15 protein-coding genes and 1 tRNA gene are annotated in these 14,482 nt (G+C 41.9%); 8 read left to right on the forward strand and 8 right to left on the reverse strand.

Annotated elements, in window-relative coordinates; translation table 11 throughout:
* Positions 1-47 precede the first annotated feature (47 nt).
* From SYN7509_RS0215540 to SYN7509_RS0215550, 3 genes are all read right to left on the reverse strand, one after another.
* Positions 48-1,169, reverse strand: coding sequence for a fatty acid desaturase (locus SYN7509_RS0215540; protein WP_009631167.1), 1,122 nt, complete (start codon positions 1,167-1,169; stop codon positions 48-50).
* Between the two features lie 246 nt (positions 1,170-1,415).
* Complete coding sequence (locus SYN7509_RS26105) at positions 1,416-2,189, reverse strand: glycosyltransferase (RefSeq protein ID WP_009631168.1); 774 nt, start codon at positions 2,187-2,189, stop codon at positions 1,416-1,418.
* 4 nt (positions 2,190-2,193) lie between these two features.
* A complete protein-coding gene (locus SYN7509_RS0215550; protein ID WP_038020972.1) occupies positions 2,194-3,081 on the reverse strand; it encodes a S66 peptidase family protein in 888 nt (295 codons plus the stop codon).
* A 95-nt stretch (positions 3,082-3,176) separates the two neighbouring features.
* On the opposite strand from SYN7509_RS0215550, the gene SYN7509_RS31055 reads away from it, so the two are divergent.
* The gene (locus SYN7509_RS31055) at positions 3,177-3,383 is read left to right on the forward strand and encodes a hypothetical protein (protein WP_009631170.1); all 207 of its coding nucleotides are present in this window, start codon (positions 3,177-3,179) and stop codon (positions 3,381-3,383) included.
* A gap of 250 nt (positions 3,384-3,633) precedes the next feature.
* Here the strand turns inward: SYN7509_RS31055 and SYN7509_RS0215560 are convergent, their stop codons facing one another.
* On the reverse strand, positions 3,634-4,452 hold the full coding sequence (locus SYN7509_RS0215560) for a beta/alpha barrel domain-containing protein (protein ID WP_009631171.1): 819 nt from the start codon (positions 4,450-4,452) through the stop codon (positions 3,634-3,636).
* Positions 4,453-4,643: 191 nt separating this feature from the next.
* On the opposite strand from SYN7509_RS0215560, the gene purL reads away from it, so the two are divergent.
* On the forward strand, positions 4,644-6,923 hold the full coding sequence (purL, locus tag SYN7509_RS0215565; protein WP_009631172.1) for a phosphoribosylformylglycinamidine synthase subunit PurL: 2,280 nt from the start codon (positions 4,644-4,646) through the stop codon (positions 6,921-6,923).
* Between the two features lie 212 nt (positions 6,924-7,135).
* Positions 7,136-8,578, forward strand: coding sequence for an amidophosphoribosyltransferase (gene purF, locus SYN7509_RS0215570; RefSeq protein ID WP_038021786.1), 1,443 nt, complete (start codon positions 7,136-7,138; stop codon positions 8,576-8,578).
* Between the two features lie 26 nt (positions 8,579-8,604).
* Here purF and SYN7509_RS0215575 read toward each other — a convergent pair whose 3' ends face one another.
* The 3 genes from SYN7509_RS0215575 to SYN7509_RS0215585 all read right to left on the reverse strand — a co-directional run bounded on the left by SYN7509_RS0215575 (position 8,605) and on the right by SYN7509_RS0215585 (position 10,053).
* Entirely contained in the window at positions 8,605-9,195 is a 591-nt protein-coding gene (locus SYN7509_RS0215575; protein ID WP_009631174.1) for a Uma2 family endonuclease, read from the reverse strand.
* A gap of 52 nt (positions 9,196-9,247) precedes the next feature.
* Positions 9,248-9,859 carry a chorismate lyase gene (locus SYN7509_RS0215580; RefSeq protein WP_028954359.1) on the reverse strand — a complete coding sequence of 204 codons (612 nt, stop codon included), beginning with the start codon at positions 9,857-9,859 and terminating at the stop codon, positions 9,248-9,250.
* Positions 9,860-9,971: 112 nt separating this feature from the next.
* Positions 9,972-10,053, reverse strand: a tRNA-Leu gene (locus tag SYN7509_RS0215585).
* A gap of 198 nt (positions 10,054-10,251) precedes the next feature.
* Here SYN7509_RS0215585 and accC point away from each other — a divergent pair.
* A complete protein-coding gene (gene accC, locus SYN7509_RS0215590; protein WP_009631176.1) occupies positions 10,252-11,607 on the forward strand; it encodes an acetyl-CoA carboxylase biotin carboxylase subunit in 1,356 nt (451 codons plus the stop codon).
* 1 nt (position 11,608) lies between these two features.
* On the opposite strand, the gene SYN7509_RS0215595 is transcribed toward accC, so the two are convergent.
* Positions 11,609-11,902 (reverse strand): YggT family protein, encoded by a 294-nt coding sequence (locus tag SYN7509_RS0215595; protein ID WP_009631177.1) that lies wholly within the window; start codon positions 11,900-11,902, stop codon positions 11,609-11,611.
* 180 nt (positions 11,903-12,082) lie between these two features.
* On the opposite strand from SYN7509_RS0215595, the gene psbX reads away from it, so the two are divergent.
* From psbX to SYN7509_RS0215615, 4 genes are all read left to right on the forward strand, one after another.
* Complete coding sequence (gene psbX, locus SYN7509_RS0215600) at positions 12,083-12,202, forward strand: photosystem II reaction center X protein (protein WP_009631178.1); 120 nt, start codon at positions 12,083-12,085, stop codon at positions 12,200-12,202.
* A 201-nt stretch (positions 12,203-12,403) separates the two neighbouring features.
* Positions 12,404-13,336, forward strand: a complete 933-nt coding sequence (locus SYN7509_RS0215605) for a Ycf66 family protein (RefSeq protein WP_009631179.1) — start codon at positions 12,404-12,406, stop codon at positions 13,334-13,336.
* Positions 13,337-13,383: 47 nt separating this feature from the next.
* Complete coding sequence (locus tag SYN7509_RS0215610) at positions 13,384-13,947, forward strand: TolB family protein (RefSeq protein ID WP_028954360.1); 564 nt, start codon at positions 13,384-13,386, stop codon at positions 13,945-13,947.
* A gap of 9 nt (positions 13,948-13,956) precedes the next feature.
* Positions 13,957-14,481, forward strand: coding sequence for a TolB family protein (locus tag SYN7509_RS0215615; protein WP_009631181.1), 525 nt, complete (start codon positions 13,957-13,959; stop codon positions 14,479-14,481).
* Position 14,482 lies beyond the last annotated feature (1 nt).

The following is a 14,482-nucleotide window of genomic DNA, read 5'->3' on the forward strand; positions in this document are numbered from 1 at the left end:
TAGCTTATCATTTAGCTCTACTCGGTTTAACTCCATCTCAGTTATAGTTAGGAAACCATGTTTGGGTCTAGAGCGCTCGATTGGGCAACTTGACGAAATGACTCAATCGATACTAGGCGACTTGTTCCACCATCCCACAAAATAAATTTTGAACAGGCAAGCATATCACCCATCCTCAATGTTTTTACGTCTTTGAGCAGGTGAATATTTTTATGATGACAAGCTTCGAGATTGTAATTAGGGATTCTTTCAGAAAGATGATGAATGTTGTGGTAGCCGATGTTTGCGGTAAACCACTTGAGAATTGTTGGTAATTCTAGGTAACTACTACCTTCAATAGCTCCACGCAGGTAGTCCCAACCTTCAGTATTGTGGGCATAGGAGTCTTCAAAAATATGTTGTACGAAGAATACCCAGATAAAAATCACCGCAGCAAAAGTTAAGACGCTTAAGTAAATACTTAAAAAGAAAACCGCTCCCAGAAGATTGCTCAGGATAATAATGCTGCTAATTACGCAAATGTTATTAAAGAGCAAATCCCAAAACTCGGTTGCTGTTTGCCAATGTTTGGATTTATGAGCAGAGACGATCTCTGATAAACCCATACTGGGATTGTTCTTCAAACAAGTAAATAGCTCGGCAACAAAATCATAAATTCCCATTATTAGGACAAGCCTAGGCTGGAGCGCAAGGTAGAAAAAACCTCCGGGAAAAGCCATTAATGGATGTCTGAGTAATTCATAAAACCTTTGGTCAGAGGAATTGAGCTTAGAAAACTCCTCCGTTGAGATAAAGTCAGCAACACCGCGATACTCCTCCCAATTACCATTAGTTTTGTGATGGAAGGCATGATCTCTTGACCAGGGGTATTGAGGAATAGCGTTAAGGATACCGAGAAGAAAACCTACACACCGATTAACCTTCTTTGAACTAAAAAGTGAATAGTGTCCGCAGTCATGCATTAAAGAAAAACACCGGATTGAAAATAGCGTCATCAAAACGATGATGGGGGGAAGAAACCAAACAGAAATTGCTACCGCCTTAACTGCCAAAAACCATAACAATACGTAAGGCACAACGGTATTTAAAATCTGCCAAGTTGCTAGAAAGTCGTTGCTCTTCATGTAAGGATTTAGCACGAAGTCAGACTTTTTGATCGTAGTTCTCATTCAAAAAAATTATCTTAATAAAATAACTATGATGAACCTCTTTTTCAATTCAAGCAAGGGTCTTAGGGATAAAATTCTGTTTGCTTAACTCCTGTAGCTATAAGTAATGCGATCGCCAAAAACTGATAAAACCATTACAACTCCTAGATAAAGTGCTTTGAGCGCTAGTTAATACTGATTAATTTGCGCCAGCTAATACAGGTTTTCCTGTAGATACAACTTGTTCGATGATATCCGCAGCCCTACTTACTCCCCCGCTTGCTGGTTGGCGGTTTGCAATCTAATTGCATTATCTCGATAAGATGCTTGGGTAAAGACTCGCTCAATAGCAGTTTGCCGTTGAGGAACATTTAGTTTTGACAGCTTTATCATCTCGCCGCAACCAGTCCAAACAATTCGGGCTGCAACTCCTGGTTGGTCGTTTGTAATAGGAATAGCCACCATTGGTACGCCATGAATAATTGATTCTAAAGCCGTATTTAACCCCGCGCAGGCTTCCGCAATAGTCTTGAAAATTCCTATCAAGCGATTTTGCAATGTTCCCATCGAAGCGTAAATTAAGGGTTGACCTGTTAGTTTTTCAAAAGGGAAGTCAACTTTCGCCCTAGACATTAGATTATGGTATGCCCCAGTAGAGTGAAAACAACTTGGCAAGTTTTCGCGGGGAAATTCAAACTCCGCAGGCTGCTGGCACAACTGAGCTAATTTTGAATAAGCATCGTTTTGACTATAGTGTGAGGATAAATTCCATTCGCGTCGGTATTGAGCGATAGTTTTCCGAATCGGTTGGCGCAATTGACGTAACAAACGATAACCGATTCTATTGCGAAGTTTTCCCCGCCAAGTGCGATCGCATTTCCAAGCTGTATTAAAAGGAGGAACGCTAATATCTTCGTTTATCATCAAGGCAGCAGACACGCTGGTAACTTTATGTCCTCTTCTTTGTAGTTCGTAGCCCAAAGTTGTCATCGGATTGAGATGACCTGTTACAGGAGGACAGATAATACCAAAGTGCGTCATAGGTTTAAGGATAAATATCTAAAATACCTCTCTCTGCATCTAATTGGGCTAATAATCCTACCGGGAGAGCAGCGTTGCAACCATCGTGTCCAAAGCTTAGGTTAGATACTATGGGAATATTTAGGTCAGATAAGCGATCGCGCAATACTTCCTCTATATTCATACTAGGTATATTTGGCGGTGCTTCGCAACGGCTAAATCTTCCTAATGCAATCCCGCTAATTTTTGTCAAAACTCCACTTAAACGCCATTGAGTTAATAATCTATCTATCCGATAAGGTGCTTCGGTTACGTCTTCTAAGGCTAATATTACGCCGTCTAACTTGGGTTGTAGTGGTGTACCGAGTAAATGAGTAGCTACAGTCAAGTTAGCGGGTAAAAGTATTCCTGTAGCAATTCCTCCTCCCCATCCTATACCTTGAAGTGGTGCTATACGACGACCTTCTACTAAGTTAAATAAACGCTCTATTGACCAATCGGGTTCGGAAGCTAAAGTTGTTAATACCGCACCATGTACGCTTGATTTGCCTTGGTTGTACAAGCTCCACAATAAACAAGTAATATCAGAAAAACCAATTAACCATTTATTACCATTTCCCCAAGTCCAATTTTCTAAAATTCTGGCGCTACCATAACCACCCCTAGCGCACAAAATGCCCTTACATTCTGGATCGTTCCAAGCTTCAAATAATTGATTAGTGCGATCGCAATCTTTTCCGGCTAAATATCCGAAGCGATCTTTTATACTTTCACTTACTTCTACTTTATAACCGTGCGATCGCCATATTTCTACACCTTTTTCAAATGCCTCAATTTCTCTTAATGCACCACTGGGAGCAATTACTTTTAATAAATCTCCTGGCTTTAGCGGTGGTGGCATTTGGCAATTCATATTTTTGAATCTAACTTAAACTAAAGGAACAAGCTAATTAAAAGCTGCACGTCCTCAATATAGGCTAGGTTGGTACAAAGGAGGAATATATAATTATGCAATTGACTAGCATTGAGCAAATGGAAAAAATTACTACAACCTTAGTTATTACGAACAGGCTAGACCAAGGTTTAGCAGAACGAGGACTAATGCCTACAGAGGATATACGCACAATTACTCTAAAAAATGTATTAGTCGATACTGGTGCTACTACTTTATGTCTCCCAGCTAATGTAATTGCGAAGTTAGGATTAACGGATTAACCTTACTTAAAGAGGTCGATGTTGCTACAGCTAAAGGTTTTAGTAAAGCTCGAATTTTTGAAGATGCTAAAATTACTCTAGGCGAAAGGGAAGGAACTTTTGAATGTCTTGAACTTCCTGGCGGAACAGATGCTTTATTAGGCGTAATTCCTTTAGAAGCGTTGGGAATTGAATTAGATTTGCAAAATCAAAAGCTGATTGTTTTGCCGATTAGTCCTAATGCCAGCTATTTGAGAATATAGTTACTATTTCAATTTTTTGTAATTCCAGTAATTTGAGTAACTAATTTTGAAGCTTGGTTAATTAGAGAAGTATTAACATTAGTTCGATATTCTTGAGAAATTATCTTGACAACTTTCTCTAAATCTGCATTGCCTTTTCTCGCACCCAACCCATTAATAGAACATTCAATTTGTCTTACTCCACAACTTAAGCCGACAATTGAATTATCTACCGCCATACCTAAATCATCATGACAATGTACGGCAACTATAGCTTTATCAATATTAGAAACGCGGTGAAAAATAGTTTCAAGCAATTGCAAAAATTCCTCCGGTTTTGCCAAGCCTAAACTGTCAGGAATAGTAATAGTTGTAGCTCCACTATTTATAGCAACTTCAACGGCTTTACCTAAAAAATCTGTTTCGGTTCTAGTAGCATCAAAAGCATTCCATTCTACATCTTCACAGTAAGTTTTTGCAAAGGAAACACTAGCATTTATTTCTGCTAAAGTTTGCTCGTGTAGTTTACTATTTACGTTTACAGGTGTGAAAATATTGATTCTACCTCTATTTGCGGGTTTAATTGCTTCCGCCACCGTGATTATCTCTGCTGAATTTGAACTTGCAAGTCCGCAAATAATAGAGTTTTTAATAATTTTAGATATGCTAAATATTTCCTGAAAGTCTTTGTTGTATCTGCCTGGATAACCGACTTCAATAACATCTACTCCCATAGCTTCTAAAAGGGTGGCGATGCTTGTCTTTTGTTGCAGATTCATAGATACGCCAGGAGCAAGTTCGCCGTCGCGTAAAGTAGTGTCAAAAATTACGATTTTATCTTGTAGCATAAATTAGGCTTATAAATGCGATCGCACATATAGCAATCCTAAATCAATTGTGAAAGTAGGGGCGCAATGCATTGCGCCCCTACGGGTAATGTTCATAAATCAAATGCGATCGCACATTCATCCTATTAAACTCCCTCAATGTTGACAATTGTAGATAAAATTGAGCCTGTGCCGTTTTTGCCATAGTCGCCATGTCCTTCACTCCCGAAGAAATTGCCAAAGAAGGTTTAAAGCCTGAAGAATATACCGAAATAGTTAATAGACTAGGGCGCGAACCCAACAAAGCAGAATTAGGGATGTTTGGGGTAATGTGGTCAGAACACTGCTGTTACAAAAATTCCCGCCCTTTACTTAAACAATTTCCCACCACGGGAGAGCGAATTTTAGTAGGTCCTGGGGAAAACGCTGGCGTAGTAGACTTAGGCGACGGAGTGCAACTAGCTTTTAAAATTGAATCCCACAACCACCCCTCAGCCATAGAACCCTTCCAAGGCGCAGCTACAGGCGTAGGCGGCATTCTTAGAGATATATTTACAATGGGGGCGCGTCCCATTGCCTTACTAAACTCTTTGCGTTTTGGCTCTTTAGACGATGCGCGAGTTCGCCGCTTATTTAATGGTGTAGTTTCAGGCATTTCTCACTATGGCAACAGTGTAGGAGTTCCCACCGTTGGCGGTGAAGTTTATTTTGATGGGGCTTATTCTGGCAATCCTTTAGTAAACGTTATGGCGTTAGGCTTAATGGAAACTCCCGAAATTGTCAAATCAGGAGCCGCCGGGATTGGAAACCCAGTTTTATATGTAGGTTCAACTACTGGGCGCGATGGCATGGGAGGAGCGAGTTTTGCAAGTGCAGAACTAAGCGAAGAATCAGAAAAAGACCGCCCCGCCGTGCAAGTAGGCGACCCTTTTTTAGAAAAGTCTTTAATTGAAGCTTGTTTAGAAGCTTTTAAAACTGGCGCAGTAGTAGCAGCGCAAGATATGGGAGCGGCGGGGATTACTTGCTCAACTTCAGAAATGGCGGCAAAAGGTGGAGTGGGAATTGAGTTAGATTTAGACCTAATTCCCGTGCGTGAAAGTGGGATGAGTCCCTACGAGTATCTACTTTCAGAATCTCAAGAGCGGATGCTATTTGTCGCTCATAAAGGACGAGAACAAGAACTTATTGAAATATTCCATCGCTGGGGATTGAGCGCAGTAGTAGCGGGAACAGTTATCGCCGAGCCAATTGTCAAAATTCTGTTTAAAGGCGAAGTTGCTGCCGAAATTCCTGCCTTAGCTTTAGCAGAAAATACACCACTTTATCATCACCAATTATTGAGCCAGCCGCCAGAGTACGCCCGTAAAGCTGCTGAATGGACGAGCCAATCCTTACCAACTTGTAACTTAGAAGGTATTGAAATAACAGGTGACTTTCACTCTTGGCAAGAGATTTTAATTACTCTCCTCGATACTCCAAATATTGCCTCTAAGCGCTGGATTTATCGCCAGTACGACCACCAAGTACAAAATAATACAGTAATTTTACCGGGGGGTGCTGATGCGGCGGTAATTCGCTTGCGATCGCATAATAAAGGAGTAGCAGCTACAGTAGATTGCAATCCCCGCTACATATACATAGACCCTTACGAAGGCGCTAAAGCTGTAGTCGCCGAAGCCGCCCGAAATCTTAGCTGTGTAGGTGCAGAACCGATTGCAGTCACCGACAATTTAAACTTTGGTAGCCCCGAAAACCCGATTGGATACTGGCAATTATCCGAAGCTTGTCGAGGCATAGCTGAAGCTTGCAGAGAATTAAAAACACCCGTTACAGGTGGTAATGTCTCTCTTTACAATGAAACCCTTGATGCTAATGGCACTCCTCAACCAATTTATCCAACTCCTGTTATCGGAATGGTGGGTTTAATTGCCGATTTAACTCATATTTGCGGACAAAGCTGGCAAAATGAAGGGGATTTAATTTATTTATTAGGAAGCGATGAAGGTATAACCCTCGGCTGTTCTGAGTATTTAGCCACCATTCACGGACTTGTAGCCGGAAAACCACCCCAAGTAAACTTTGATTTAGAACGCCGCGTACAGGCTGCTTGTCGCGGGGGAATTAGCAATAGTTGGGTGCGCTCGGCTCACGATTGCGCCGAAGGGGGAATCGCTATTGCGCTTGCGGAATCTTGCATTTCTGGAAACTTAGGGGCAAAAGTTCAATTACAATCATCTACTTATCGCACTGATGAAATACTCTTTGGAGAAGCTAGTGGGCGGATTCTTGTTTCTATCTCTCCCACCCATGCAGAAGCTTGGGAGGCTTATCTACAGCAACAACTAGGAAATAATTGGCAAAAAATCGGTGTGGTTAGCGACACTAAGGCTTTACAGGTTTCTACTACAAGAAGTCGCCCTTTAATTGACGTTACTATCAAAGAAATGAGTCAAGCTTTCTATGATGCTATTGAACGCCGCCTAAATACTTAAAACAATTTTGTTGTCAATGAGCATAATTACGTTAACCTTGTAATTAGAGCTTGTTAACGTTTTATTAAGCCGAGTTAAAAATTATCAAATAATCTTTTCAAACAAATAAGCGATCGCAACTGTTTTATCACCAGAACTTACAAACTTTTCAGGAGTAAAGCCCAAGCATGAACCCCAACTATCCCCCTGTAAACATCGTCAAAGATGAGCTAATGTCCGAACAGTCCAATCATTCTACGGATAAGCCAGAAGAAGCTTGTGGCGTGTTTGGTGTATTTGCACCAGGGGAAGATGTAGCCAAGCTAACTTACTTTGGTTTATACGCGTTGCAGCATCGGGGTCAAGAATCGGCGGGAATCGCTACTTTTGACGACAATGGAGTTCACCTGTATAAAGAAATGGGGTTAGTATCCCAAGTTTTTAACGAAACAATCTTAAATAAGTTGCCCGGCAATTTAGCTGTAGGTCATACTCGTTACTCAACAACAGGCTCTAGCCGGGTTGTCAATGCTCAACCCGCAGTTTTAGAGACTCAACGAGGGGCTTTGGCGCTAGCACACAATGGTAATTTAGTCAATACTTCTGCTTTGCGTGAGGAGTTATTGCACAAACATAACTTACTAACCACCACAGATTCGGAAGTAATTGCTTTTGCGATCGCTGAAGAAATCGATGCAGGTAAAGAATGGTTAGATGGGGCAATTAGTGCCTTTCAACGTTGCCAAGGAGCTTTTAGTTTAGTTATTGGTACGCCCGTAGGCATAATGGGAGTACGCGATCCTAATGGTATTCGTCCCTTAGTAATTGGCACTTTAGACACCAAAGAGCCGCGCTATGTACTCGCTTCAGAAACTTGCGGTTTAGACATTATTGGCGCTACTTACTTGCGCGATGTAGAGCCAGGAGAATTAGTCTGGATTACCGAAAAAGGATTAGCCTCTTTCCACTGGGCGCAACAGCCGCAACGTAAATTGTGCATATTTGAAATGATTTACTTTGCCAGACCCGACAGCATTATGAACGATGAAAGCTTGTACAGCTATCGGATGCGAATCGGGCGGCAATTAGCAAAAGAATCTTTTGTAGATGCAGATATTGTAATTGGCGTACCAGATTCCGGCATCCCGGCGGCGATTGGATTCTCGCAAGAATCCGGCATTACTTACGCTGAGGGATTAATTAAAAATCGTTATGTAGGTAGAACATTTATTCAACCTACGCAAACGATGCGCGAGTCTGGTATCCGCATGAAACTAAACCCGCTTAAAGATGTGTTAGTAGGTAAGCGAGTAATTATTGTTGATGATTCTATCGTGCGGGGAACAACCAGCCGCAAGCTAGTAAAAGCTCTGCGTGATGCTGGCGCAACGGAAGTACATATGCGCGTATCTTCTCCCCCTGTAACTCATCCTTGTTTCTACGGTATTGATACCGATAATCAAGATCAACTAATAGCTGCTACCAAATCAGTAGAAGAAATAGCTAAATTATTAGAGGTCGATTCTTTAGCTTATCTAAGTCAAGAAGGTATGCTAGAAACAACAAAACAAGATCCGACTAATTTTTGTTCAGCTTGCTTTAATGGCGATTATCCGATCACAATTCCCGAAACTATCAAGCGTTCTAAGTTAATGTTAGAGCCAACAAAAGTTTAAAATAGCTTGTATTAGAAGCGATCGCGTTAGTCTCCAGTGCGATCGCCTAAATCAAATTCTACATTCTCATAAATATCTTCAACAGTTATTTCTAGGTTGATTGAAGGAAAAACTATCTTGTCTGTCATAGCTTCATAAGCTCGAAACAGCCAGGAATTTCCGTCAGCTTTTGTATAATGCTCAATTTCTGTTTTGTACTGGTTAATTAGTACATATTCTTGAAGTTCAGCAATAGAGCGGTAATAACGAAACTTATCGGTGCGATCGTAGTTTTTGGTAGATTTTGATAAAACTTCTACAATCAAGCAAGGATTTAAGATTGTATCAGTACGCCGCTCTTGAAAAACGGGTTGACCTTGAATTAAAAAAACATCAGGATAAGTATATTGTCGATACGGAGGAATCCACAGCCGTAAATCGCCGATATAAGGCTTGATGTCTGTCTTCCGCAGCATAAACTTTAAAAAAGCATAGACATTTCCGGCAATTTGATTGTGGTTAATCGAAGCGCCCGTCATTGATACAATTTCTCCATTGCGGTACTCGCTGCGAAACTCGGCAACTTCTTCTTGTGTCAAATATTCTTCGGGAGTGTAGTATCTTTGCTGGGCTTGCATTTATCACCACCCTTTATTTTTACTCTAACAAGTGCGATCGCCTTTCTCAACTTCACTTATCTAACTGCATTGCGCCCAAATACTTAGTTAAATACGGCGAAAATACTTCATAAATTAACGTTAACGGCTGTCCATGATGCCAAAACAAATAATGTCGCCCCCAAAATGGGCCTGGTTGTTCAAAAGCTGACTCTAACGCCGCACAATTGCCGTAATAAATCCCTTGAACGTCTCTATATAACTCTGTTCGCAAGCGAGTTAAACTAGCCCAAATTGGTAAAGAGCGGTTTTGTAAATACTCATCTACATGACTTGCTTCCCACCAAGAAGTAGCATAAGCTAGGCGCTGTCCTGAAGCCGTCCGCAGCCATACTTGTCTTCTTAGTCTTGGTTCAGGTACAGCTTGAATCAAATCCGGCGCACCGTCCAAATCTACCCCAATTAACGACATATCAATTACATCTACTTCCGTCGGTTCACCCGTCAGCAATTGCAAATGTCTCGTTGGCGAACCATCTCCTAATAACAGCAATTGCCAAGCTGGGGCTAATTGAGTATGAGATAAACCTTTTTGCACGTCTACCTCATTTCCCTGCCATAGGGGTATAAGATTATGCCAGGTTGACGGTAAAATTACGCTGTTTGCCTTAGTAATTGCAGTCAATTTTATTTACAAAACTTCATCACTTATCTTAAATATAAACAATTCCTGGAAAAAAGCCTAAAAATGTTAAAAGTCCTGAGTAAATTAATACCCAGGACTTTTAACTTAAAAATGCGGAAGGCGAGACTCGAACTCGCAAGGGCAAGCCCACACGCACCTCAAGCGTGCGCGTATACCAATTCCGCCACATCCGCACGATTTGTAGGCATAAACTAATGTAACACCTTTTGGGCAAGCCGGAAAAAATAGTTATAAATTGCCGTTATTTAAGAATTTCAAACTCTAGTTTGAAATTAAATATAATTATTTGACTCAAAACTACTTTAAGATACTTGTTGCAGTTAGTCCTCAAAGGATGGCAACCTAACTGATACAGACATTATTTTTAAAAAATGCAGTTCGATAAAATATTAATTGCCAATCGTGGAGAAATTGCTTTACGCATCCTGCGCGCCTGCGAAGAAATGGGCATCGCAACTATTGCTGTACATTCTACCGTTGACCGCCATGCCCTCCACGTCCAACTCGCCGATGAAGCGGTTTGTATTGGTGAAGCACCCAGTAGTAAAAGTTATCTAAATATACCAGGAATAATTGCCGCCGCTTTAACTCGCAATGCCACAGCAATTCATCCTGGTTACGGCTTTTTAGCAGAAAATGCCCGATTTGCCGAAATTTGTGCTGACCACAAAATCGCTTTTATTGGCCCAACTCCGGAAGCAATGAGGGCGATGGGGGACAAAGCCACCGCCAAAGCAACGATGATTGCGGCGGGTGTACCTACTGTACCGGGTAGCAATGGGTTATTACAAGACGAAAAAGCCGCTCAAGAACTTGCGGATTCTATAGGCTACCCAGTGATGATTAAAGCCACAGCAGGAGGTGGTGGGAGAGGAATGCGGCTAGTACGCGATCGCAATGACCTAGTTAAGCTATTTTTTGCCGCTAGAGGTGAAGCGGAGGCTAGTTTTGGCAATCCAGGACTATATATAGAAAAATTTGTCGAACGCCCCCGCCATATAGAGTTTCAAATTATTGCCGATAATTACGGTAATGTGCTGCACCTAGGCGAACGGGATTGTTCAATTCAACGCCGCCATCAAAAACTACTAGAAGAAGCCCCTAGCCCCGCTTTAGACCCCGAATTAAGAGAGAAAATGGGTGCGGCGGCGGTACGGGCGGCTAAATCCATTAATTACACCGGAGCGGGAACGGTGGAATTTCTACTTGCACCCAATGGCGAGTTCTATTTTATGGAGATGAATACTCGCATTCAAGTAGAACATCCCGTAACAGAAATGGTGACTGGTTTTGATTTAGTTGCCGAACAAATTAGAATCGCTCAAGGGGAAAAATTGCAGCAAACCCAAGAGCAAGTAGTGTTGCGGGGTCATGCGATTGAATGTCGAATTAATGCCGAAGACCCCGATCGCGATTTTCGTCCCGCACCGGGCAGAATTAGCGGCTATTTGCCCCCTGGCGGCCCTGGAGTTCGCATAGATTCCCACATTTACACCGATTATCAAATTCCGCCTTACTACGATTCTTTGATTGGTAAACTCATTGTGTGGGGAAGCGATCGCCCTAGTGCCATTAAGCGGATGAAAAGAGCCTTGCGAGAGTTTGCGCTTACAGGTGTACCAACTACGATTGGCTTTCACCAACGAATTTTGGAAACACCAGAATTTTTATCTGGGGAAATTTACACCGACTTTATTGAAAAAGTCATGTTTCCCCCCAAGGAATAATTTATTGCAACTGGGCAAACATTCGTAGCAAGCCTTGCTGACCAATAAGTATTTCTCTAACTAAGCTAAAAATCCCAATCCAAATAATCGGCGTAATATCAACGCCACCAATGGGGGGTACTAGCTTGCGCACTGGGACTAAGAAAGGTTCTGTTGTCCAACCTACTAAGTTAAAAGGTAGGCGATTGAGGTCTACTTGGGGATACCAGCTAAGGACGATCCGAAAAATGAATAATAAAATCATTAAACCCAAAAATATCCCCAAAACCCAAGTAGTAATAGTAATAGCACTCATAATCTGTGGTAGCGATCGCCAAAATTAAAAAAATCTTTTAGTTTGTCAATAAACCTATACATTATTTTAACGTAACGGTTCTATGTCAAACAAATATAACTAGCGCCCGCAAACTTCTTTGCAAGGGTGTAACAGACGATTAAAATTAAAGTGCAGTATGTAAACAAAGGTTGATAATAGATGACTCCTTCTTTAATGAATTTCTTTTATAGTTTGCTGGCTGGGGCTGTAATTATTGTGATTCCCGCCACCGCTTTTCTAATTTTCATTAGCCAAAAAGATAAAATTGAACGCTCTTAAGCTTAGGGGGAGTTCGGATCGTCGGCTCCCAAATAAATATGCTTAAATAACTCCTAAGCTACTTTTACCCTCGGTATGCTGTCAATTTTTCTAGACATAAACCGAGGCTTTTTATTTCGGACTGCGCGATCGCCATGGCAATTAGACTAGAGATTTTAATCACAAGTAGTTAACATAGATTTGAGTCTTGGTAAAACAGTAATGGTAAATTTTGGGCTGAACTGGGCTAGTACGCTCGCCCAGGTAAATTTTGGGGGTGGGACGCACACCCTTTTAGGTATTTTATTGGCAGTAGCCGGGGCGGCGTTGTACTTCTTGCGATCGGTTCGCCCAGAATTATCGCGGGATCACGATATCTTTTTTGCGGCTATAGGTTTAGTTTGTGGGGTCATTTTAATTTCCCAAGGATGGCGACTAGACCCAATTTTACAATTTGGTCAGGTGCTATTAGTTGGTTCTACAGTATTTTTTGCCGTTGAAAGTATCCGGCTTCGAGGTATCGCTACGGAGCAAGCCAAGCGCAATACAAAGATTGTTGATGACGATCGCCCAGTAAGCAATTACTATCAGCAAGCAGAAATAGACGAATTAGAAGTTGATTACGATCGCCCAGCGCGTCCTCGGATTCCTGGAAGCCGCGATCCAAGAGCAAGTCGCCCGGATTTATCTTACGAAGAAGATGAAACTCCTCGCCGTCGTATCCGCAACGATAGTTATGAAGACGAACAACCTCGGCGCACCTCTAGTCGGGACAGCGATAACCCTGGACAGGTGAATAAACCCAACCAAAGGCGCTCGTCCTCTAAGCGGGTGGAAACTCGCTATCAAGATGAATGGGATTCCCCCAAAAATCCAGCGTGGGATGAGCCTAAAAATCCAGAGGAAGAATGGGGTACGTCTTCTAGCAGCCCTAAAAAGCGATCGCGCCCTACAAATAATCCCACCGGGCGATCGGAGACAGAAAATCTTGACAAGCCCTCTCCTAGACCGCGCAAACGCCGCCCTACTCAAGAACCTGTACAACCACCTTCTAGAGATGATGAAGCTATCCCCACAGACTATGTAGATTACAAACCTATTGATCGCTCTAGGGATGACGATCCAGATAATTCCACAGATTTTGACCAGTTTTAAGCGGTATACAGAACTCGCCCCAATGGCGATGGGAAATAGATAGAAATGTGAAAAAGTTTTCGATAAAATCATTACTCCAACGCTGCTGGCGTTGGAGTTTTAGCTTGGGTTTAATTGTTTTAATAGCTGCTTGCAGTCCGGGAAGCGATACTATTATTAACACCGGAGCGCTCAATAGTCGCTATACCGAAGAACAACCAGCCTTAAGCGGTAACGGGCGCTACTTAGCCTATGTTTCTAACCGCGCCGGAAGTCGCAATATTTTGTTATACGACTTGCAATTGCAGCAATTAGTCGCTTTACCTCGCTTAAATCGACAGAAAACCATTGTCGAAAATCCCAGTATTAGCTATACAGGGCGCTATATCGTTTATATCACTAGCAATCGAGGGATACCAGTATTGGCGCTATACGATCGCGTTACTCGTACTCCCCAAATTCTTAACCAGTGGTATCAAGGGTTGGTACGCAATCCAAATATTAGTCCTGATGGTCGTTTTATTGTCTTTGAAGGTAGCCGTCGCGGACAATGGGATATTGAAGTATTAGATCGAGGTACTAATGTAGAATTGGATCTTCCTGATTCGCCTTTGCCTGGGATATCGCCTTAGTTAGCTAGTATGATGCGATTTGTTTTGCCTTTAATAATTGTCTTAGTTAGCTTATTAAGTGGTTGTACGGGCTATTATGGCTTATTAAACTATCCTTTCGAGCCGGGAGGAAAAAGCTTAAATAGTCCGAGTAGCGATCTTACTGCGCAAATTGCCGGGAGATATATTACTTTTACAAGCGATCGCGCTGGTCGTCAAAATATCTATTTATTTGATACTGTTTCCCAAACTTTAATTGATTTACCGCTCTTGAATCAGCTTGATGCAATTTCTGCTCATCCCGATATTTCTAGCGATGGACGCTACATTGTTTTTTCTGCTAGTCGTCAAGGACGTACAGGAATTTTTATTTACGATCGCCAACTTCGTCAATCGCGCAACCTCACGCCCAACTTACAAGCCCAAGTCCAAAATCCGACAATTAGTGCCGATGGTAATACTATCGCTTTCGAGTCTAACGTCAATGGTCAGTGGGATATTTTAGTTTATAACCGTTCTGGAGAGCGCTTAAACATCCCTGCCGAACCCCGTTAGC

Origin of the sequence: Synechocystis sp. PCC 7509 (assembly GCF_000332075.2) — a bacterium.
Taxonomy (GTDB): Bacteria; Cyanobacteriota; Cyanobacteriia; order Cyanobacteriales; family Chroococcidiopsidaceae; genus Aliterella.